This is a genomic window from Pantoea sp. UBA5035 (assembly GCF_002415245.1).
GTDB lineage: Bacteria > Pseudomonadota > Gammaproteobacteria > Enterobacterales > Enterobacteriaceae > Pantoea > Pantoea septica.
In genome coordinates, this window is record NZ_DICD01000013.1 from 59892 (window position 1) to 81363 (window position 21472).

General features: G+C 61.9%; 20 protein-coding genes and 1 other annotated feature. Of the genes, 9 read left to right on the forward strand and 11 right to left on the reverse strand.

Features of this window, described 5'->3' with window-relative positions:
* The first annotated feature begins 46 nt into the window (after positions 1 to 46).
* The 3 genes from B3229_RS09985 to B3229_RS09995 all read left to right on the forward strand — a co-directional run bounded on the left by B3229_RS09985 (position 47) and on the right by B3229_RS09995 (position 2326).
* The gene (locus tag B3229_RS09985) at positions 47 to 904 is read left to right on the forward strand and encodes a co-chaperone YbbN (RefSeq protein WP_048784535.1); all 858 of its coding nucleotides are present in this window, start codon (positions 47 to 49) and stop codon (positions 902 to 904) included.
* 61 nt (positions 905 to 965) lie between these two features.
* On the forward strand, positions 966 to 1880 hold the full coding sequence (locus B3229_RS09990) for an SPFH domain-containing protein (RefSeq protein ID WP_033752642.1): 915 nt from the start codon (positions 966 to 968) through the stop codon (positions 1878 to 1880).
* Positions 1880 to 2326, forward strand: coding sequence for an NfeD family protein (locus B3229_RS09995; RefSeq protein WP_048784536.1), 447 nt, complete (start codon positions 1880 to 1882; stop codon positions 2324 to 2326). The genes B3229_RS09990 and B3229_RS09995 overlap by 1 nt, the downstream gene beginning before the upstream one ends.
* On the opposite strand, the gene cueR is transcribed toward B3229_RS09995, so the two are convergent.
* On the reverse strand, positions 2323 to 2733 hold the full coding sequence (cueR, locus tag B3229_RS10000; protein WP_048784537.1) for a Cu(I)-responsive transcriptional regulator: 411 nt from the start codon (positions 2731 to 2733) through the stop codon (positions 2323 to 2325). The two genes, B3229_RS09995 and cueR, sit on opposite strands and share 4 nt — an antisense overlap.
* A gap of 135 nt (positions 2734 to 2868) precedes the next feature.
* On the opposite strand from cueR, the gene copA reads away from it, so the two are divergent.
* The 3 genes from copA (at position 2869) to ybaK (ending at position 6905) form a co-directional block, all read left to right on the forward strand.
* Positions 2869 to 5382 (forward strand): copper-exporting P-type ATPase CopA, encoded by a 2514-nt coding sequence (gene copA, locus B3229_RS10005; protein WP_286870496.1) that lies wholly within the window; start codon positions 2869 to 2871, stop codon positions 5380 to 5382.
* 68 nt (positions 5383 to 5450) lie between these two features.
* Positions 5451 to 6251 (forward strand): TraB/GumN family protein, encoded by an 801-nt coding sequence (locus tag B3229_RS10010; RefSeq protein WP_286870497.1) that lies wholly within the window; start codon positions 5451 to 5453, stop codon positions 6249 to 6251.
* A gap of 174 nt (positions 6252 to 6425) precedes the next feature.
* Positions 6426 to 6905: a Cys-tRNA(Pro)/Cys-tRNA(Cys) deacylase YbaK gene (ybaK, locus tag B3229_RS10015; RefSeq protein WP_048784540.1), complete on the forward strand. Its 480-nt coding sequence runs from the start codon at positions 6426 to 6428 to the stop codon at positions 6903 to 6905.
* On the opposite strand, the gene B3229_RS10020 is transcribed toward ybaK, so the two are convergent.
* Positions 6902 to 7771, reverse strand: coding sequence for a LysR family transcriptional regulator (locus B3229_RS10020; protein WP_286870498.1), 870 nt, complete (start codon positions 7769 to 7771; stop codon positions 6902 to 6904). The genes ybaK and B3229_RS10020 overlap by 4 nt on opposite strands.
* Positions 7772 to 7858: 87 nt before the next feature.
* On the opposite strand from B3229_RS10020, the gene B3229_RS10025 reads away from it, so the two are divergent.
* On the forward strand, positions 7859 to 8293 hold the full coding sequence (locus B3229_RS10025; protein ID WP_286870505.1) for a multidrug/biocide efflux PACE transporter: 435 nt from the start codon (positions 7859 to 7861) through the stop codon (positions 8291 to 8293).
* A gap of 59 nt (positions 8294 to 8352) precedes the next feature.
* Here the strand turns inward: B3229_RS10025 and ushA are convergent, their stop codons facing one another.
* Positions 8353 to 10107, reverse strand: coding sequence for a bifunctional UDP-sugar hydrolase/5'-nucleotidase UshA (gene ushA / locus B3229_RS10030; protein WP_286870499.1), 1755 nt, complete (start codon positions 10105 to 10107; stop codon positions 8353 to 8355).
* 450 nt (positions 10108 to 10557) lie between these two features.
* Between ushA and ybaL the strand changes: the two genes are divergently transcribed.
* On the forward strand, positions 10558 to 12246 hold the full coding sequence (ybaL, locus tag B3229_RS10035) for a YbaL family putative K(+) efflux transporter (RefSeq protein WP_286870500.1): 1689 nt from the start codon (positions 10558 to 10560) through the stop codon (positions 12244 to 12246).
* Between the two features lie 79 nt (positions 12247 to 12325).
* On the opposite strand, the gene B3229_RS10040 is transcribed toward ybaL, so the two are convergent.
* The 4 genes from B3229_RS10040 to B3229_RS10055 all read right to left on the reverse strand — a co-directional run bounded on the left by B3229_RS10040 (position 12326) and on the right by B3229_RS10055 (position 16388).
* The gene (locus B3229_RS10040) at positions 12326 to 13627 is read right to left on the reverse strand and encodes an inosine/guanosine kinase (RefSeq protein ID WP_033752654.1); all 1302 of its coding nucleotides are present in this window, start codon (positions 13625 to 13627) and stop codon (positions 12326 to 12328) included.
* 56 nt (positions 13628 to 13683) lie between these two features.
* Entirely contained in the window at positions 13684 to 14643 is a 960-nt protein-coding gene (gene hemH, locus B3229_RS10045; protein WP_286870501.1) for a ferrochelatase, read from the reverse strand.
* A gap of 111 nt (positions 14644 to 14754) precedes the next feature.
* Positions 14755 to 15399: an adenylate kinase gene (gene adk / locus B3229_RS10050; RefSeq protein ID WP_033788836.1), complete on the reverse strand. Its 645-nt coding sequence runs from the start codon at positions 15397 to 15399 to the stop codon at positions 14755 to 14757.
* Between the two features lie 143 nt (positions 15400 to 15542).
* Entirely contained in the window at positions 15543 to 16388 is an 846-nt protein-coding gene (locus B3229_RS10055; protein WP_286870502.1) for a DUF6024 family protein, read from the reverse strand.
* 172 nt (positions 16389 to 16560) lie between these two features.
* Here B3229_RS10055 and B3229_RS10060 point away from each other — a divergent pair, with 172 nt between their 5' ends.
* Positions 16561 to 17430, forward strand: a complete 870-nt coding sequence (locus B3229_RS10060) for a LysR substrate-binding domain-containing protein (protein ID WP_048784546.1) — start codon at positions 16561 to 16563, stop codon at positions 17428 to 17430.
* A 306-nt stretch (positions 17431 to 17736) separates the two neighbouring features.
* Here the strand turns inward: B3229_RS10060 and htpG are convergent, their stop codons facing one another.
* From htpG to B3229_RS10080, 4 genes are all read right to left on the reverse strand, one after another.
* Positions 17737 to 19605 carry a molecular chaperone HtpG gene (gene htpG / locus B3229_RS10065; RefSeq protein ID WP_286870503.1) on the reverse strand — a complete coding sequence of 623 codons (1869 nt, stop codon included), beginning with the start codon at positions 19603 to 19605 and terminating at the stop codon, positions 17737 to 17739.
* 104 nt (positions 19606 to 19709) lie between these two features.
* Positions 19710 to 20315, reverse strand: a complete 606-nt coding sequence (gene recR, locus B3229_RS10070; protein ID WP_048784548.1) for a recombination mediator RecR — start codon at positions 20313 to 20315, stop codon at positions 19710 to 19712.
* A complete protein-coding gene (locus B3229_RS10075; protein ID WP_033752664.1) occupies positions 20315 to 20644 on the reverse strand; it encodes a YbaB/EbfC family nucleoid-associated protein in 330 nt (109 codons plus the stop codon). Before B3229_RS10075 ends, recR begins: the two co-directional genes overlap by 1 nt.
* Positions 20645 to 20699: 55 nt before the next feature.
* The coding region (locus tag B3229_RS10080) for a DNA polymerase III subunit gamma/tau C-terminal domain-containing protein (protein ID WP_286870504.1) at positions 20700 to 21472 on the reverse strand (773 nt) is incomplete at its 5' end.
* Positions 21291 to 21352, reverse strand: a sequence feature (DnaX frameshifting element). Its footprint overlaps the gene before it by 62 nt.

Genomic DNA, 21472 nt, shown 5'->3' on the forward strand with positions numbered 1-21472 from the left:
GTCCGGCCCCATATTCTTTAAACACTTTCTGCCAAGAGACTTAGTCATGTCACCACAAGCTTCGATTATCGACGTTAACGAATCCAACCTGCATCAGACGCTGGAACAGTCCATGCAGATCCCGGTGCTGTTCTATTTCTGGTCGGATCGCAGCCAACATTGCCAGCAGCTGACGCCGCTGCTGGAACGTCTGGCGCAGGAGTACGCCGGCCAGTTTATTCTGGCGAAGCTCGACTGCGACAAAGAGCAAATGGTGGCGTCGCAGTTCGGCCTGCGCTCGATCCCGACGGTCTATCTGTTCCAGAACGGCCAGCCGGTCGACGGCTTCCAGGGGCCGCAGCCGGAAGAGGCTGTTCGCGCGCTGCTGGAAAAAGTGCTGCCGCGCGAAGAGGAGCTGAAGGCGCAGCAGGCGCTGGCGCTGATGGAAGAAGGCAAACCGCTGGAGGCGCTGCCGCTGCTGAAAGAGGCCTGGCAGCTCAGCCGTCAGGCGAGCGAAATCGGCTTTTTGCTGGCGGAAGTACTGATCGGCCTGAACCGCAGCGACGAAGCGGAAGAGGTGCTGGCGAAGGTGCCGCTGCAGGATCAGGATACCCGCTATCAGAGCCTGATGGCGCAGATCGATCTGCTGAAGCAGGCGGCCGATACGCCGGAAATCCAGCAGCTGCAGGCGCAGCTGGAGAGCGACCCCACCAATGCCGAGCTGGCTGCTAAGCTCTCGTTACAGCTGCATCAGGTAGGCCGTAACGAAGAGGCGCTGGAGCTGCTGCTCGGCTTCCTGAAGCGCGATATGAACGCGGCGGACGGCCAGGTGCGTAAAATGCTGCAGGAGATCCTTGCGGCGCTCGGCACTGGCGACGCGCTCGCGGCCCGCTATCGTCGCCAGCTCTACTCGCTGCTCTACTAAGCCGGCGGCGCGACATCGGGCCGAAGCGACTCGGCCCGTAAATTAACAATCGGGAGGTTATATGTTAACAGTCATTCCCGCGCTGATCGTGCTGGCGCTGGTCACGGTGTGGGCGGGCGTCAAGATCGTGCCGCAGGGCTATCAGTGGACCGTAGAGCGCTTCGGCCGCTACACCCGCACGCTGCAGCCCGGGCTGAGCCTGGTCGTGCCCTTTATGGATCGTATTGGCCGCAAGATCAATATGATGGAGCGCGTGCTCGATATCCCCTCGCAGGAAGTCATCTCCAAAGACAACGCCAACGTCACCATCGACGCCGTCTGTTTTATTCAGGCGGTGGATCCGGCGCGCGCCGCCTATGAGGTCAGCAATCTCGAGCTGGCGATCATCAACCTCACCATGACCAACATCCGCACCGTGCTCGGCGGCATGGAGCTGGATGAGATGCTGTCGCAGCGCGATAACATCAACACCCGATTGCTGCACATCGTCGACGAGGCGACCAATCCCTGGGGCGTGAAAATTACCCGTATCGAAATCCGCGACGTGCGCCCGCCGCAGGAGCTGATCGCCGCCATGAACGCGCAGATGAAGGCGGAGCGCACCAAGCGCGCCGACATCCTTGCGGCGGAAGGCGTGCGCCAGGCGGCGATTCTGCGCGCCGAGGGCGACAAGCAGTCGCGCATTCTGAAGGCCGAAGGCGAACGTACCTCGGCGTTCCTGCAGGCGGAAGCGCGCGAACGTCAGGCGGAAGCAGAAGCACGCGCCACGAAAATGGTCTCCGAAGCGATCGCGGCGGGCGACATTCAGGCGGTGAACTACTTCGTGGCGCAGAAATATACCGACGCGCTGCAAAAAATTGGCGAAGCCAGCAATAGCAAGGTGGTCATGATGCCGCTGGATGCCAGCAGCCTGCTCGGCTCGGTGGCGGGCATCAGCGAGCTGCTCAAAGGCGCCGCTTCAGAGTCGAAACGCTGATGTTAATGGAGATCATCGCCCATCCGCACTGGTTCTGGCTGACCCTCGGCGGGCTGCTGCTGGCGGCGGAGATGCTCGGCACCAGCGGCTACCTGCTGTGGAGCGGCATCGCGGCGGTGCTGGTAGGCATTGTAGAGTGGCTGGCGCCCTTCAGCTGGACGGCGCAGGGCTCGCTGTTCGCCCTGCTGACGCTGGTCTGCGTTTATCTCTGGTATCGCTGGATGCGCCATCGCGAGCGCCATCAGCAGCCCAACTCCCTTAACCAGCGCGGCAATCAGCTGATCGGCACGCTCCTGACGCTGGATGCGCCGCTGGTCAACGGCATCGGCCACGTGCGGCTGGGCGACAGCAGCTGGCGCGTGCAGGCCGATCGGGATCTGCCCGCGGGCGCTCAGGTCGTCGTGACGGGCGTCGAGGGCATTACGCTGCACATCAGGCCGCGTTAATCGGGCTGGCTATGGCCGCAGCATCCCGCCAGATTATTGATAATCGGGCACTCCGCCCCTTCGTCCCCCGGACAGGCGTCGGCCAGCGCCAGCAGCCGCATGCGCATCGCCTGTAGCTCTTCGATATGGACGGCGATCTCCGCCGCTTTCTGCAGAGTGCGCGCTTTCACGTCGGCGCTGTGGCGCGCCGGATCGTTGAACAGCGTTACCAGCTCGCGGCACTCGTCGAGCGTAAAGCCCACCTGACGCGCCTGGCGCAGCAGATTAAGCTCATCAAGATGATGCGCGCTGTAGCGACGATAGCCATTGTCGCTGCGCAACGGCGGCGTCACCACGCCCTTCTCTTCATAGAAACGGATCGCCTTGCTGGTCAACCCGGTTTTTTTCGCAACATCGCTGATGTTCACCCTACTCCTCCTTAAAAATCGATCGCGGCCGGTCTCTGTAAAAATAGTTTGACCTTCCCCTTGATGGAAGGTTTAGCCTGTATCACGAGTGATAAAAAGCTCGCATTGTTAACGGCGACACAACAGGAGAACGCTATGTCTCACACTATCTCGCTGGCGCTGGAAGGTCTTTCCTGCGGCCACTGCGTCAAACGCGTTAAAGAAGCGCTCGAACAGCGCGACGATGTCGCACAGGCCAATGTTACGCAGCAGGAAGCGCAGGTCGTCGGCAGCGCCGACGCCGCCGCGCTGATCGCCACGGTGGAAGAAGCGGGCTATCACGCCACGCTCAGCGGCGACAGCCACCCAAAGCCTGAGCCGTTGACAGCTTCAGAGCCGCCGCCGGAGGCGCTGACAACGGTGGCGGAAACCCAACCGGCACAGGAGCATGAAAGCGCGCAGTTCCTGCTTATCGAAGGCATGAGCTGCGCCAGCTGCGTCAGCCGGGTAGAGAAGGCGCTGGAAAACGTGCCTGGCGTGACCCAGGCGCGCGTCAACCTTGGCGAACGCAGCGCGCTGGTGATGGGCGACGCCTCTGCGCAGCAGCTGGTCGAGGCGGTCGAGGCGGCGGGCTACCACGCTCAGCCGGTGCAGGATGAACAGGAGCGGCGCGACAGGCAGCAGAGCAGCGCGCGCAAGGCTATGCGCCGCTTTAGCTGGCAGGCGGCGCTGGCGCTGGCGTTCGGCGCGCCCCTGATGATCTGGGGCATGCTCGGCGACAATATGATGCTCAGCGACGCTAACCGCACGCTCTGGCTCGCTATTGGCGCCGTCACGCTGCTGATTATGGCGGTCGCGGGCGGCCACTTCTACCGCAGCGCGTGGCGCAGCCTGCGCAACGGCAGCGCCACTATGGATACGCTGGTGGCGCTCGGCACCGCTGCCGCCTGGATCTACTCCATCAGCGTCGCCCTCTGGCCCGACTTTTTCCCCGCCCAGGCGCGGCATCTCTATTTCGAAGCCAGCGTGATGATTATCGGCCTGATAAATCTCGGCCACGCGCTGGAGCAGCGCGCGCGCCAGCGCTCCTCTAAAGCGCTTGAACGACTGCTCGATTTGACGCCCGCGCAGGCGCGCCTCGTTAGCGAGCAGGGCGAAATGCTGGTGCCGCTCAGCGCGGTGCAGCCGGGCATGACGCTGCGCCTGACTACGGGCGATCGCGTGCCGGTGGACGGCGACATTACTGAGGGCGAAGCCTGGCTTGACGAGGCGATGCTGACCGGCGAAGCGGTGCCGCAGGGCAAACGCGCCGGCGATAAGGTCTACGCCGGAACGCTGGTGCAGGACGGTGCGGTGCGCTTCGTAGCGCGCGCCACCGGCCAGCACACCGCGCTGTCGCGCATTATCCATCTGGTGCGTCAGGCGCAGAGCAGCAAACCGGATGTGGGTCGCCTTGCCGACCGCATCTCGGCGGTCTTCGTGCCGGTGGTGGTCGCCATCGCCCTGATTAGCGCCGCCATCTGGTATCTGTTCGGCCCGCAGCCGCAGATCGCCTACACGCTGGTCATCGCCACTACGGTGCTGATTATCGCCTGTCCCTGCGCGCTGGGCCTGGCGACGCCGATGTCGATTATCGCGGGGGTCGGGCGCGCCGCCGAGCTGGGCGTGCTGGTGCGCGACGCCGACGCGCTGCAGCGCGCCAGCCGCATCGATACTCTGGTCTTTGATAAAACCGGCACGCTGACGGCCGGCACGCCGCAGCTCGACGAGGTGCTGACGTGGCACGGCTGGTCGCGCGAGGCGGTGGTGCAGACCGCCGCCGCGCTGGAGCAAAACGCCAGCCACCCGCTGGCGCAGGCGATTACCGCCGCAGCGGGCGCGACGGCCACGGGCGAAATAGCGCAATTTCGTACAATACGCGGCAAAGGCGTCAGCGGCATACTCGACGGCAAGCCGCTGCTGCTGGGCAATGCGGCGCTGATGCAGGATAACGCTGTCGCCCTGCAACAGGCGCAGCCGGATATCGAGCGGCTGTCGCGTCAGGGCGCGACGCCGGTGCTGCTGGCGCAGGACGGCGAGCTTGTCGGCCTGATTGCGCTGCGCGATCAGCTGCGTCCCGAGAGCAAAGCGGCGCTGGCGCGGCTGCGTCAGGCGGGTTACCGCCTGATGATGCTGACCGGCGATCGGGAAGAAACCGCGCGCGCCATTGCGCAGGAGGCGGGCATTGATGAGGTGATCGCCGGCGTGCTGCCGGAAGCGAAGGCGCAGACTATCGCCGCGCTGCAGCAGCAGGGACGCCGCGTCGCCATGGTCGGCGACGGCATCAACGACGCCCCGGCGCTGGCGCAGGCGGATGTCGGCATCGCCATGGGCGGCGGCAGCGACGTGGCGGTGGAAACCGCGCCCATTACCCTGATGCGCGCCGATCTTAACAGCGTCGCCGACGCGCTGGCGCTCTCCAGCGCGACGCTGCGTAATATTCGTCAGAATTTGCTGGGCGCCTTTATCTACAACAGCCTGGGCATTCCGCTGGCGGCGGGCGTGCTCTATCCACTGACCGGCGCGCTGCTCAGTCCGGTAGTGGCGGGCGCGGCGATGGCGCTGTCGTCGATTACCGTGGTCGGCAACGCCAACCGGCTGCTGCGCTTTCGCCCGACAACGCGACAATAGCCGCTAATGCCCTGTTTTTCAGCGGCGGGAATCGCTAGCATGGCGTTTTGACTCAGTAAGGACGGGGCATGACAGGCAGCATGTGGCGCAGTGTGCAGGGGCTGGTAAGTCGACTCTTTCCCGCCAGCTATCGCTGGCCAGCCCAGGATATTCGGCTGGACGATCGCCTGCTGCATCTGGTCGGCAGCATTCATATGGGCACGCGCGATATGCAGCCGCTGCCTGCGCGTCTGCTGCGGCAGCTGGATAAAGCGGATGCCTTGATTGTCGAGGCGGATATTACGCAAGGCGGCTCGCCGTTCGACGATATCGACCCGCGCGATCCGCTGGAGACGCGCCTGGCGCCGGACGAGCAGGCGCGGCTGGCGGCGCTGTGCGGCGAACTGCACCTGTCGCTGACGATGTTCGACGCCCTCCCCGCATGGCAAATCGCGCTGATGCTGCAGGCGCAGCAGGCGCAGCGGCTGGGTCTGCGTCCCGATTACGGCATCGACTTCCAGCTGCTGCAGGCGGCGAAAACGTTGAATAAGCCGGTCATTGAGCTGGAAGGCGCGGAGACGCAAATCGCGCTGCTGAAGTCCCTGCCGGATGACGGCATGGCGCTGCTGAAAGATACGCTGACGCACTGGCATACCAACGCGCGGCTGCTGCAGATGATGGTGAGCTGGTGGCTGGATACGCCGCCGCGTGAGCCGCGCATCGTTTTGCCCTCAACTTTCAGCACGGCGCTCAATGATACGCTGATCGCGCAGCGCAACGCGCAGTGGTGCGATCGGCTGCGAGCCTTGCCGGCCGGGCATTACGTGGTGGCGGTGGGCGCGCTGCATCTCTATGGCGACGAGAATCTGCCTGAGCTTTTACGGCGCTAGAAAAAAAAGCAGGCCGGTATTGCTATCGGCCCGTCAAAGAGGAATTTGTTTATGATTTTGGTTATCGCTCAGCCTTTCGACTGGCGCGGGGACCATTCTCACGCAAAGCGCAAACTTTCGCCACCATTAATTTATTTAATTTAGGAATGGGATTTTTCCTATAAGGAGAAGTTTATGACGCCTGCTGTAAAACTGCTGGAAAAACAAAAGGTCGCCTTTACCCTTCATCCCTATGAGCATGACAGCCAGGAGACCAGTTTTGGCGACGAGGCGGTGCGTAAACTTAATCTGGACGCGCGGCAGGTCTATAAAACGCTGCTGGTAGCGCTTAACGGCGACGCGAAACATCTGGCGGTGGCGGTTACGCCGGTCGCCAGCCAGCTCGATTTGAAAAAGGTGGCGAAAGCGTTAGGCGCGAAAAAAGCGGATATGGCCGACCCGCAGCTGGCGCAGCGCGTGACCGGCTATCTGGTCGGCGGCATCAGCCCGCTGGGCCAGAAGAAGCGGCTGCCGACGGTGATTGACCGCTCCGCCGCCGACTTCGCCACTATTTTCGTTTCCGGCGGCAAGCGCGGCCTAGATCTGGAGCTGGCGGCGCAGGATCTGGCGCGCTTGCTCGACGCGCCGCTGGCGGATATCGCGCGACGTGACTAGCTGCGCGGCTGGGCGCAAAGCTGGTCGATCATCCAGCGTCCCGCCGGTCCCGGCGGATTGCGGCGCGACCAGATCGCCTCTACCGCGATTTGCTGCGGCCAGCCCGGCAGCGCAAGCTCCTGCAGTAGCCCATGACCAAACTGCGTGACCAGCCAGCGCGGCAGAACGCTCCAGCCAAATCCCTGCTCCGCCATTTCCAGCAGCAGCAAATAGGTCGGCGCCGACCAGACGCGTCCCGGCGGCGCAATCGCGTGCGGTTCGACCCAGGTGTTGAGCCGCAGCTGGCGCACCTGCTCCAGCGCGCTTTCCGTAAGGCCGCTGTGCTGCGCCAGCGGATGATCGCGATGAATATAGATGGCCATTTCCGCATTGACCTGCAGCCGCGCGACGGCGATATCGGGCGGCAGCGCGGGCTGGGCGCGCACCACGCCCAGATGTACCCGTCCCGCCTGTAGCAGATCCAGCACGTCTTCATCTTCGGCGATCATGCATTCCAGTTCGATCTCCGGAAAACGCGCGTCGAACTGTTTCAATAGCTGCTCATGGTGTTGAGTCTGCCAGAAGTCCGATACGGCGAAGCTGAGGCGCGGTTCAACTCCCTGCGCCAGACGGATAGCCAGCGCGTCGAGCCGCTCGCTGGCGGCCAGGATCTGCTGCACCTGGGCCAGCGCGCCCCTGCCCTGATCGGTGAGGATCGGCTGACGTCCGCTGCGATCGAACAGCTTAAAGCCGAGATCGTCCTCCAGCCCGGCGACCGCCGTGCTGATAGTTGACTGGCTTTTGCCCAGCGCGCGCGCTGCGGCGGAAAAGGAGCCGCTGCTGACGGTCTGCACAAAAGCCTCTAAAGATTCGGGTGAGTAACGCATTTTATCCATCGCTTTTATCGATAGGTCATCATTTTATCTTATCACCCGGAGATGCCAGAATGCGCGCCTTACTGTTGGAGGTTGATGATGCGTACCCGTTCGTTGAAAGAACGCTTTTTACATGCGCTGGGGTTTGAAACTCTGGCGATCCTCACCGTTTCGCCGCTGGCTGCCTGGGCGATGGATAAGCCGCTGTTTGAGATGGGCGCGCTGGCGCTGATGCTTTCAACCGTCGCGATGCTGTGGAATATGATTTACAACGCCCTTTTCGACCGTATTTGTCCGCCAGGCAAGGTTCATCGCGGCGTGCTGATCCGCGCCCTGCACGCGCTGCTTTTTGAAGGCGGCTTTATTTTGATCGGTTTGCCGATTGCCGCGTGGATGCTCAACATTTCGCTGTGGCAGGCATTTCTGCTGGAAGTCGCCTTTTTCCTGTTTTTCCTGCCCTACACCATGGCGTACAACTGGGTGTGGGACAGGCTGCGTCCGCGCTGGTTCGAGCGTAATGCCTGCGAGGCCTGATTCCAGCTCAAGCGGGCACTATGCCCGCTTCATAAGTTTGGCCAGGCTTTGCTCAATATTCACGGCGCGTTATGCGCCGTTTCCCGTCCCCATGGCCAGAGCCACGCCAGAATCATCTGCGGATAGCTGCGCTTGTGCGACTTTTCACGCGCCTTTTTCTCCGCTTCCGTGAGCCTGTGGATCGCATCCGTTGGCGCATAGTCGGTGGCTTTTAGCGGCGAATGGGCTTTGACATAGTCGCGCAGCACCTCGGCGTCGATATTCCCCGGATTCTGATAGCCCGGATGGGTATCGAGGCGCGGATAACCGTCGCCGCCTGCGGCGTTAAAGCTGTTGGTCGCCATGCGGTAGGTTTTATTCTCCTGCAGCGGCTGGCCGTTTATCCGCACGTCGCTTACCGTGCTGCCGTCCGCCACCAGGCTGACGTGCGCGAACTGCGCGAAGCCGCCCGTATCAGGTTTGATGTTCGCCACCACGTCGAGATATTTCTTCACCTCGGCGCCGGTTAGCGTCACCGACACTACCTGATTGCCGAAAGGCTGCACCTGCAGCAGATCGCGCCAGCTCAGCTTGCCCGCCGGCAGCGAGGCGCGAATGCCGCCGCCGCTCATCACCGCGAAGTCCGCCTGGGTTTTCGCCATCTGCGCGCGCAGAATCAGCTGTCCGAGATTAGTCTGGGTAAAACGCACCTGCTCACGCTCGCCGTCAAACGGCCCCGCCGCGCTGCCGACGGCGACGTTGAGACGCGCTTCGGCCCGTTTCTGATAAGGCATCAGCAGCTTCATCATGGCGGTGTTTTTCGGGATCTCCTGCTGATACGTTAGCCAGGTCTCGCTGCCGTCGGCGTTTTTGATCTGATGTTTCAGGTTGACCGGCACCAGCGCGTAGGACTCCAGCGCCACTTCACCGTTGCGCCAGGTAAAATCGCCGCGTCCTACATATTCGCCCCACTGCCCCGCCTGCATAATCCAGACGCCGTTTTGCTTGTCCGGCTGGCAGGCCGCGCCTGGCTGATAAGCTTTTACCCGTTCGTTCTCTTTCGCCATGCAAAGCGTATCGTGCGAATGGCCGCCGACGATCATCGCGACGGTGCCGGGCGGCAGGCTGCGCGCCAGCGTTACGTCGCCAGGCGCGTTGCTGCCGTGCTCGCCGTTGTCGTCATAGCCGAGATGGCTCAGCACCACGATAACGTCCGGCTTCTCGCCTGCGCGCAGCTCCGCCACCGCTTTTTCCGTTTCGCTCACCGGGTCGCGGAACTCGATATCGCGCAGGTGCGCCGGATTCGCCAGCCTGGCGGTATCCGGGGTCGCCAGGCCCAGCACCGCGATCTTCAGCCCCATACGATTGAAAATCGCCCACGGCTTAAAGAGCCGCTGGCCGGTGCTTTTCTGGTAGAGGTTGGCGGCGAGAAAAGGAAAACGCGCCCAGCTCTCCTGCTTGCGCAGCACTTCGAGCGGATGGTCGAACTCGTGATTGCCGAGCGCCATAGCGTCATAGCCGATCAGGTTCATGCCGCGAATATCGGGCTCCGCCTCCAGCGCGTCGGACTCCGGCATGCCGGTATTAACGTCGCCCGCCGAGAGGATCAGCGCGCCGCCGCCTTTGGCCTGCACGTCGTAGCGCAGCGTATCCATTAAGGTCTTTTGCGCCGCCAGGCCATATTCGCCCTGCGCGCTGTACCAGAAATGACCGTGCTGGTCGTTGGTATGGAGAACGCTAAAGCGGTAAGTGCGATCCGGCTCGGCGGCCTGAGAAAGCAGCGGGGTCAGCGCCAGCAGCGCAAGGCCGGTGGCAGCCCATCGTGATAACAGCAAAGCCTGTCTCCTTATTTTACGCAGTCCCGTTCCGGGTGGTGTCAGCATGCTGACCCACTGTGTCGCATATTCCACTGTTTAACTCAAGATGAAACACCGCAATCGCTGGCACTGAATTACTTTTAACACTCATCACCAAAAAAGAACCGAAGCGCTAAAGCTGGCGCAAAGCTGTGCCTGAGGTCGTCTGGCGCTCTACGGCACGCATTCCAGCGCGATAGAGGTCATCAGAGCGCCCTTTTTCAGGAGGATATTGTTATTACGCGCCGCGCAATCTTGCTCCGCTACGGCTCAGATTGACGAAAAGAGAGAAAAACAGCGATTCGACTCCGCTTTCCTCTTATTTTCAAACTTTTTTATTATTATCCCGCAAATAGCACAGCGGAAATTAACACTTTGCCTTAAACTTAATTGTTACAGGCAGATACATTTGCACACAAGGAGACAGGCATGCATCACACCACACCGCTGATCACCACCATTGTCGGGGGGCTGGTCCTGGCGTTTCTCCTTGGCATGCTCGCACAGCGGCTGCGCATTTCGCCGCTGGTCGGCTATTTGCTGGCGGGCGTGCTGGCCGGACCTTTTACGCCGGGCTTTGTTGCCGATACCAATCTTGCGCCGGAGTTGGCGGAACTGGGCGTTATTCTGCTGATGTTCGGCGTCGGACTGCACTTTTCGCTGAAGGATTTAATGGCGGTAAAGAGTATCGCCATTCCCGGCGCGGTGGCGCAGATCGCCGTCGCCACGCTGCTGGGAATGGGCCTCTCCGCCTGGCTGGGCTGGTCGCTGATGACCGGCCTGGTGTTCGGTCTCTGTCTCTCCACCGCCAGCACCGTGGTGCTGCTGCGCGCGCTGGAAGAGCGTCAGCTGATTGACAGCCAGCGCGGCCAGATCGCTATCGGCTGGCTGATCGTCGAGGATCTGGTGATGGTGCTGACGCTGGTGCTGCTGCCCGCCATTGCCGGCATGCTGGAACAGGGCAACGCCAGCCCGCAGCTGCTGGCGTGGGATCTGCTGCTCACCATCGGCAAGGTCGCCGCCTTTATGGTGCTGATGATGGTGGTGGGCCGCCGCGCTGTGCCCTGGATCCTGGCGAAAAGCGCCGCCACCGGCTCACGCGAGCTGTTCACGCTGGCGGTGCTGGCGCTGGCGCTCGGCATCGCCTTTGGCGCAGTGGAGTTTTTCGACGTCTCTTTTGCCCTCGGCGCCTTCTTTGCCGGTATGGTGCTGAACGAGTCAGAGCTGAGCCATCGCGCCGCTCACGATACGCTGCCGCTGCGCGACGCGTTCGCGGTGCTCTTTTTCGTCTCGGTCGGCATGCTTTTCGACCCGATGATCCTGGTGGAGCAGCCGCTGGCGGTGCTTGGCGCGCTGGTGATTGTGGTGCTGGGCAAATCTGCCGCCGCCTGGCTGCTGGTGACGCTGCTGGGCCATTCGCGCCGCACCGCGCTGACTATCTCCGTCAGCCTGGCGCAGATCGGCGAATTCGCCTTTATTCTGGCCGGCCTCGGCATCTCTCTCAACCTGCTCAGCAGCGAGGGGCGTAACCTGGTGCTGGCGGCAGCAATCCTCTCGATTATGCTCAACCCTATCCTGTTCAGCCTGCTGGAACGGTTCCTGGCGAGAAGCGAAAGCCGTCAGGCGCAGGCGCAGGAAGAGGCGACTGAGGAGGAGAAGCAGATTCCGGTGGATATCTGTCACCACGCGGTCATCGTCGGCTATGGTCGGGTCGGCAGCCTGCTGGGCCAGAAGCTGCTGGAGGCGGACGTGCCTTTCGTGGTAGTGGAGAACTCCCGCGCGCGCGTCGAGGCGCTGCGCGAACAGGGCATTCGGGCGGTGCTCGGCAATGCGGTGCGCGCCGAGACCATGGAGCTGGCGCGGCTCGACTGCGCGCGCTGGCTGCTGCTGACCATTCCCAACGGCTTCGAGTCGGGCGAGATCGTCACCACCGCGCGCGAGAAGTTTAACGACATCGAGATTATCGCGCGCGCGCACTACGACGATGAAGTGGAATACATCATGACGCGCGGCGCAACGCGCGTCGTGATGGGCGAGCGCGAGATCGCCAGCAGCATGTTGCGTATGCTGGAGGCGGAGATCGCCGAGCGCCCTATCGTACGCGCGTGCCCGATTTAAGCTTCAGATCGCCGTGTTACCACGGCGCCCGCGAAAAGAGAGCAGGCTCCGGCAGGCGCCTGCTCACCTCCCTCAAGGCTTAACGATCCCAGTAGGACTCTTCAAGGCTGTCTTCACGCTCCGGCAGGCCGCGCGTCAGGCGCGGCGAATGCTGATTAAGCACCTGATAGCTGACGCGGTTGGCATATTTACACACCTGCGCCAGCGACGAATAGGTCAGGTATTCGCGCGCATGCTTGCTGGAATTCGGCACTTTCTGTCGATGGTAGTTATTCGCCGTGATGTCGTGCAGCAGCGCCGCAAGCGCGCCGTCGCCCGCGCCGTTGGTGTTCATGATCTTCTCCGGTCCGCCCATATAGGGCGCAATATGGGAGAAGATGCGCAGCGGCTGCTCGCACTCCTGCTGACGCATGGCGCGGCTGAACTCATACTGGTTGAACTCCGCGATCGCGCCAGGCAGCAGCGGATGATTAGTTTTGCGCTTGAACGCTTCCTCGGTGTAGCCCGCCATATAGAGACCGGTCGGACCGGCGGTGCAGAGCACCAGGTCGACCCACTCCAGCGCCATATCGGCCGCGCGCAGCGGATCCGATTCTCCGGTCAGCGCCAGCGCCTCCTCTTCGTTCATCGCCACAATAGTGACGTGGTCGCGCAGGAAGTCGCGCCAGAACTGCGGGTTGTCGCCGATGACATACTTCGTGCCCAGCGTCAGCACCACCGGCACGTTGTGGCGTTTCGCGTACTCAATCGCCTGCAGCGTAGCCTGCGGCATCGGCTCGCCTTCGCCGCAGCGCACCAGGTAAGAGGTGAGCACCAGCGCCGACGCGCCGGCGATGACCGCTTCGGGAATGCTTTCGGCGCGCAGCTGGTTCATCTGCCCGGGACTGATGGCGAAGGTACGTTCGCCCTGCTCGCCGATCAGGGTAAAGCAGCGGCCAATGGCGCCGTCGACGCCCTGCAGATAGTTGAGATCGACCCGGCTGGAGGTGTTGCAGAGGTAGCGATAGGCGTAACCGCCGATCTGAATATTGCTGCACATCACGCCGAGCAGCACCGACCGGTCATCGGCCAGCACCGAGTAGTTGTGCAGCGTATTGCCGATGGTGCCGCCGGCGAACTGATGGCTAATCAGGTTATCGCGCAGCAGCTCGTGGTAGAGCGCTTCGGCAACGTCGTCGGCGATGACCAGGGAGTGCCCGGCGCTCAGGCCGTAGCGAACCAGAAAGGCGTCATCGACTTTGGCTTCGATATCCACCAGCGTCTGATCGATTCCCACGACCCAGCTCCCCTCTTCCACCTCCTGCGAGGCGGCGTGCAGCAAGGGATCGCGAGCGCTAACGGGAAAATAGTGTTTGGATTTGCGTTTGCCGGGAAATTTCATGATGGGCGCCGTCAGAAAAACAGGCGGAGGATGATAGCACATTCTCCGCCGCGGCTTTAACGACGCGCGTTGACCAGCTGCACCATCATCTCAATGTGGGCTGCGTCGGCGTTGAGCGCCGGGATATATTCGAACTTTTCGCCGCCGCCGTGCAGGAAGAACTCGCGGTTCTGTTCGTTGATCTCCTCCAGCGTTTCCAGGCAGTCAGAGGCGAAGCCCGGGCTCATCACCTGCACATGCTTAACGCCCTTCTTCGCCAGACCCTGCATGGTTTCGTCAGTGTAGGGCTGCAGCCAGGGTTCACGGCCAAAGCGCGACTGGAAGGTCATCATAATTTGGTCGTCGCGCAGGCCCAGCGCCTGCTGCAGCAGCGCCGTGGTATCGGCACAGCGCAGCGGGTAATCGTCGCCCTCTCTGGCGAAACGCTGCGGGATGCCGTGATAGGAGAGCACCAGCAGATCCGGCTGGCCGTGGGCGGCGAAAGAGCGCTCAACTGACGCTTTCAGCGCGGCGATATAGGCCGGATGTTCGGCGTAGTCGCGAATAAAATTGATATCCGGCAGGGTGCGCGCGGTTTTGAAGGCGCTGTAGAGACCATCCCAGACCGCCGCCACCGTGGAGCAGGAGAACTGCGGGTAGAGCGGCAGCACGATCAGCCGCGTAACGCCCTGCGCCATCAGGCTGTCCACCGCGCTCTGCAGGCTGGGGTTGCCATAGCTCATCCCCAGCGCTACCGGCATATCAATGCGTGCCGCCAGCGCCTCGCGCTGCTGCTTGCTATAGACCATCAACGGCGAACCGCCTTCCATCCAGACGGAGGCGTAGAGCTTCGACACGCGCGGCGAGCGAAACGGCAAAATAACGCCATTGAGAATCGGCCACCAGAGCCAGCGCGGCGTATCGACGACGCGGGGATCGCTGAGAAACTGTTTCAGATAGCGCTTTACAGCGGGAGTTGTGGGGGCGTCTGGCGTACCGAGATTAACCAGTAACACGCCGGGCTTGTCTTGCCTCATTGTTATTCCTTGATAGCGGAGATGCGTGAAAACAGGAGGAATTGTAGCGGAAAGCGGAAGAGGGAAAAGCAATTACTGCAAAAGGGGCTGGCACTGCCAGCCCCAACGGCGTTAGCCGAGAATGCGCGCCAGCTGCTTGCTGACTTCAGCGACCGGCTGGGTGCCGTCGATTTTGTGGTAAGCGGTGTTGCCCGCTTCCGCTTCTTTGCTGTAGTAGGCGATCAGCGGCGCGGTCAGCTGATGGTATTCCACCAGGCGCTTGCGCACGGTCTCTTCCTGATCGTCTTTACGCGTGGTCAGCTCTTCGCCGGTGACGTCGTCCTGACCTTCCACCTTCGGCGGATTATATTTTACGTGATAAACGCGGCCCGACGGCGCATGCACGCGGCGGCCGACGATGCGATCGACAATCAGCTCATCCGGCACCGCGAACTCCAGCACGCAGTCAATTTTAATGCCCGCTTCTTTCATCGCGTCCGCCTGCGGGATGGTGCGTGGGAAACCGTCCAGCAGAAAACCGTTTTTGCAGTCTTCCTGCGCGATACGCTCTTTTACCAGCGCGATAACCAGCTCGTCAGTGACCAGTTTACCGGCGTCCATGATGGCTTTCGCCTGGTTGCCGAGCTCGGTGCCGGCTTTAACCGCCGCACGCAACATATCGCCCGTGGAGATTTGCGGAATGCCGTATTTCTCCATGATGAACTGAGCCTGAGTGCCCTTACCTGCGCCCGGAGCACCGAGCAGAATAATACGCATTGCGTAAATCCCCTTGCGAATCGCATTGATCAATCTAGAAGGCGAAGACCATACCATTATGACCCGCTCACCACAAGAAAGGCGCGGCTTCCTTGCCGGCGACGGCAGCCCGTTTCTCCATAAACGGCGGCGGGCAGGCGCGGCTACTCGCTTTTTTCAGATTCGACGCCGGAATTGAACAACGCCTGAACGCGCCTGAGGATGTGCGGCGTCAGGTTGGTTTGCTTACGCGCGCCGCCGCGCTGGCTGGCGCGCACCAGCAGATAGCCCTGCTGCGGCCATAGCTCCAGGTCGCTGGCGGGAGTTAGCGCGGCAAGCAGCCTCGGCGGCAGCGAAAAGCTGGCGAACGGCATGCCCGGCGTATGGCTGGAGATGAGCGGCTGCGGCGCATTAAGGCTGATCGCCTCGACGCTGGCGTGATTGTAAGGACGCCAGCCCTGCTCGCGCAGACGGCCCAGCGCGGCCAGCACCGGCGCGGCCAGCGGCAGGCCCTGTTCGAACAGGCGCAGCTCGCTGCGCACCAGGGTGCTGAAGTCGGCGGTGCGCAGCGCCACCAGCACCAGGCCGCCCGGCAGATCGGCATGGCGGTCGAGACGCGCCACGAAGAGGCCGGCGTAAGCGATCACCTCTTCATGCAGCACGCTGGCAAAGCTTTCGCTGGCGTCGACCACACCCTGCTGCATGGCCGCCTGCAGCGGCCGTACGCGGCCTTGCGGCAGCGCGACGTGGGCGACGAAATTGATATTCCCGGCCATCAGCGGCACGGCAGGTAAGACGTTCAGCTCTGTCACGGGATAGTGAGTAGCGTAGCGCGTCTGATTGCGCGCCTGCTCCTGACGCAGAAACAGCTGGGAAAGCAGGATGCGCGCCACGTGCAGCGAAGGGGCGAAGAACAGATCATACTGCTCCAGCCGGTAATGCCGTGACAACAGGGTGCGTAACCGGTCTCGCGCCTCGGAAGGTCGATCGGCCCAGGGATGAAATGCCATCGCGTCGTGGTTCTCTTTTATCGGTCAGGTGATGGCGGCAACAGCAGACCAGGCATAGCTTTGCCTGGCAGTCAACCCGCTATAATCAGCGGGCCAGGTTAGCGGAATGCGGCTGGACTTTAAAATGATATAAACTGACAATCCCTGTTAGGTTTTTACACAGGGGATGAGTATGACCCGGCTACCTCCGCTAAGGGCGCTGCACCATTTTCACCAGGCGGCGCTGCATAGCAGCTTTAGCGTGGCGGCCGAGCACCTGCACGTCACGCACAGCGCCGTAAGCCATCAGATTCGTCAGCTGGAGAGCTGGATGGGCAAGCCGCTTTTCGTGCGCACCAACGGACGCGTGAAGTTAACCTCGCACGGCGAGCGTCTGCTGCTCAGCTGTCAAAAAGCCTTTAGCGAACTCTCCACCACCTGCGCCAGCATTCGCACCGGCATGCGCCATCATCTCAGCCTCTCCTGCGCGCCGAGTTTTCTGTCGCAGTGGCTCATCCCGCGCATCAGCACCTTTTATCAGCGCTATCCCGATATCGAGATCCACTTTCAGGGGCAGATGGAGCTTAGCCAGCTGCGCAGCGAGCATATCGACGTGCTGATCCTCAGCTATGAGCAGCCGCCCGAAGGGGATATCGACGCGACGCTGATCGGCGACGACTATCTTGGGCCACTCTGCGCGCCGCTGTTCGCCTCGCGCTTTCGCTGCGCGCAGGATCTCGCTGCGCTTCCCCTGCTGCACGTCGATACGCGCCTGCACGCCTGGGCGGAGTGGGCCAAAAACGCCGAGGTGCGCGGCAATTTCTGGTCAGGTAAGCATTTCGATAATTTGACGCTCGGCATTCAGGCGGCAAAAAACGGACTGGGCGTGATTGTGGCGCCGCGGCTGCTGGTGCGCAAAGAGCTTGAAGAGGGAACGCTGATCGCCCCGCTCGGCTTTGTGCGCGCCGATCGCGCGACCTGGATGATGACCAAGGAGTCGCGGCGTAACGACGGGGAGATTACGCTGTTTCGCGACTGGCTGCGCGAGGCGGCGCAGCAGTAAGTCTAAAGACCGGTACCTGACAAATACTAACAAGCGGGCACTCAACTCAAGGAGTGGGTGGCATGGCCCGAGGAGCAAAGCGTCCCGCGACAGCACCGTTGTAAAAAAAGGCCGATGCATACGCACCGGCCCTAATGTCTGTAGTTGCGAGCTTACGCAGGTCGCGCTGACCGATCGCAAAGTCGCTATTCGCATCCCTGCCGCTCGGCCCGCGACATCCTTGTCGCGGGACGCTTTGCTCTTCGGTCAGCGCAACCTGCGTTTTAGCAAAGGTGCCGTCTGGAATAACCAGACATTAGCCGTTGCTTAAGCCGTCAACAGCTGATTCATACGACGGATAAACTGGTTAGGATCGTCCAGCGTGCCGCGCTCAGCCAGCAGTGCCTGATCCAGCAGCAGCTCGACCCATTCGCCGAAGCGCGCGTCGTCCTGGGTATCCGCCACGCGTTTCACCAGCTGGTGGTCCGGATTGATCTCGAAGATATACTTCACTTCCGGCACCGCCTGGCCCGCCGCGGCGAACAGTTTCGCCATCTGGGTGCTCATCTCGTTGGCGTCGGTGGTAACGATAGCGGGCGTATCGGTCAGACGATGCGTCAGACGCACCTCTTTCACGCGATCGCCCAGCAGCGTTTTCACGCGATCCACGAATGGCTCCAGCGCCTTCTCCGCCTCTTTCTGCTCTTCGCTCTCTTCATCCGCCAGCTTGCTCAGCGACTCGTCCGCCTTGCTGACCGACTGGAACGCCTTGCCGTCGAACTCGGTAAGGTAGCTCATCATCCATTCGTCGATGCGGTCGGAAAGCAGCAGCACCTCGATGCCTTTCTTGCGGAACAGCTCCAGATGCGGGCTGCTCTTCGCGGCGGCATAGCTGTCGGCGGTGATGTAGTAGATCTTCTCCTGACCTTCCACCATGCGGCCGACGTACGCTTCCAGCGACACATTCTGCTCGGCGCTGTCGTTGTGCGTCGAAGCGAAGCGCAGCAGCTTCGCGATCGCTTCCTGATTGGCGCTGTCTTCCGCCGGGCACTCTTTCAGCACCAGACCGAACTCTTTCCAGAATGTCTGGTACTTCTCGGCGTCGTCTTTGGCCAGCTTCTCCAGCATCTGCAGCGTGCGCTTCGTCAGCGCGCCGCGCAGGGTCTGGGTCACGCGGCTATCCTGCAGGATCTCGCGCGACACGTTCAGCGGCAGATCGCTGGAGTCGATCAGGCCGCGCACGAAGCGCAGGTAGTTCGGCATAAACTGCTCGGCGTCATCCATAATAAAGACGCGCTGCACATAGAGCTTCAAGCCATGTTTGTGATCGCGATTCCACATATCGAACGGCGCGCGCGACGGGATATAGAGCAGGCTGGTGTACTCCTGCTTGCCCTCGACGCGGTTGTGGCTCCAGATGGCGGGATCGCTAAAGTCGTGCGCGATATGCTTATAGAACTCGTTGTACTCTTCGTCGCTGATGTCAGACTTGTTGCGCGTCCACAGCGCCTGGGCTTTGTTAATCTTCTCCCAGGTGGTGGTGCCGTTCTCTTCGTCTTTGCTTTCAATCTCTACCGGCAGGGCGATGTGATCGGAATATTTGCCGATAATGCTGCGCACGCGCCAGGCGTCGAGGAACTCATCTTCGCCTTCGCGCAGATGCAGCGTAATTTCGGTGCCGCGATCGGCTTTGGTGATATCGGCGATGGTATATTCGCCTTCGCCCGCCGACTCCCAGAATACGCCCTCGTCAGCCGCCGCGCCGGCCGCACGGGTGCGCACCGACACTTTGTCCGCCACGATGAACGCCGAGTAGAAACCGACGCCGAACTGGCCGATCAGCTGGCTGTCTTTCGCCTGGTCTGAGCCCAGCGATTCAAGGAAAGATTTGGTGCCGGATTTGGCGATGGTGCCCAGGTTCTCAATCACCTCGTCGCGACGCATGCCGATACCGTTGTCCGACAGCGTCAGGGTGCGTTTGTCCTTATCTACAGAGAGACGCACGCGCAGCTCACCGTCGCCTTCATAGAGGCTGGCGTCCGACAGCGCGCGGAAGCGCAGCTTGTCGGCGGCGTCCGAGGCGTTGGAAATCAGCTCGCGCAGGAAAATCTCTTTGTTTGAATAGAGGGAATGGATCATCAGGTGCAGAAGCTGTTTTACCTCTGACTGAAAGCCACGCGTCTCTTGTCCTTTCATGGTCATTGTTACCTCAACGGAATCAGGTTGAACGAACGTTGAGGTTGATGTGGGGATGGTGCGGAAAATTTCAAGCCGACGTCGTTAACGACGTCGGCAAGCGTTCAGAAAGTAATCTTGTGGCGTCCCGCCAGCGAGTGGGAGAGCGTGGTGCCGTCCACCATCTCCAGCTCGCCGCCAACCGGCACGCCGTGCGCGATGCGGCTCGCCTCGACGCCGTACTGGCCGCAGAGCTCGGCGATGTAGTTGGCGGTCGCTTCGCCCTCAACCGTGGGGTTGGTGGCGAGGATCACCTCTTTCAGGGTCTCTTTCTCCAGCCGCTGCTCAAGTCGATCCAGCCCGATATCCTGCGGGCCGATGCCGTCCAGCGGGGAAAGATGGCCCATCAGCACAAAGTAGCGCCCGGCGAACTGGCCGGTCTGCTCGATGGCGTGAATATCCGCCGGGCTCTCCACCACGCAAATTAGCCCATTCTGCTGACGGCGAGGATTGGCGCAGATGGTGCAAATTTCCTGCTCGGTGAAGGTGCGGCAGTCGGCGCAGTGGCCGATTTCGGACATGGCGCGCGTTAACGCCTGCGCCAGCCGCATGCCACCGCTGCGATCGCGCTGCAGCAGCTGAAACGCCATGCGCTGCGCCGACTTCGGCCCAACGCCGGGCAGGCAGCGCAGCGCCTCCATCAGAGATTCAAGCAGTGGACTGGTTTGCATCAGAACGGCATCTTAAAGCCGGGCGGCAGCTGCATGCCCGAGGAAACAGAGGCCATTTTCTCTTTCTGCGTTTCGTCGATACGGCGAGCGGCATCGTTAAATGCGGCGGCGACCAGATCTTCCAGCATATCTTTGTCATCTTCCAGCAGGCTGGGATCGATCTCCACGCGGCGGCAGTTGTGCGCGCCGTTGATGGTGACTTTCACCAGGCCCGCGCCCGATTCGCCGGTTACTTCCAGCGCGGCGATCTCTTCCTGCACTTTGGCCATTTTGTCTTGCATCTGCTGGGCCTGCTTCATCAGGTTGCCCAGTCCGCCTTTACCAAACATAGTTTTCTCTCTCAGCTAAGGCCGCATCGCTATCCATAAGACAGCGGCAGCGTGGTCAAACGGGTCGGATACTCTCTTCATCCAGATCGGCGTCGAAGAACCGGCGCAGCGTCTGGATGTGGGTATCACTAATGATAGACTGGCGCGCCTGCGCCAGCTTCTCTTCATAAATGGCCTGTCGCCACTCGAGTGGCGTCAATACCGCAGGATTATCATCTTCAATGATAGTCAATTCAACGGGCTGCCCGGCGGCGTCGCTCAGCGCGGCAGCCAGCACCTGCTGCGCCGACGCGGAGTTCAGGTGACGCTGCGTAGAGCGCAAATGCAGGCAGACGCCCTGCTCCGTGTGCTCTTTCCAGGCGTTCAGCGCCAGCTGCTGCACCAGCTTCGGCAGCGGCAGCGCGGCGATTTCCGCCGCCCAGGGATCGCGCTGCTGCGCTTCTTCCATCAGGCGCGCCGCCAGCTCAGGGGTTTTCTCATGCTCAAGCGCTGAACGCAAGGCTTTTGGCGTCGCTACCGGTTCGGGCGTCGCCTCGACCGGCGACTGCGCTTTCCAGCGATACGCCTCTTTCTTCGCCGGCGCCGTCTCGCGCGGACGCGCCGCCTGCGCGCGTTCGGTGACGGAGGCCAGGCGCTCCAGCGCGGAGGTAGCCGGCCGCGTCAGGGACGCTGCCGGCTCACTCTTTTTTGGTTTGCTGGCCCCCTGGCGCAGCAGCTGGGTGCGCGCCTGCAGGAGCTGGCTGGTGGTATCGGAAAACGAGCCGTCAGGCACGGCGGCCGGCGGCGCGGCGACCGGCGGCGCAACCCGTTCCGGCGCCGGCGCGGGCG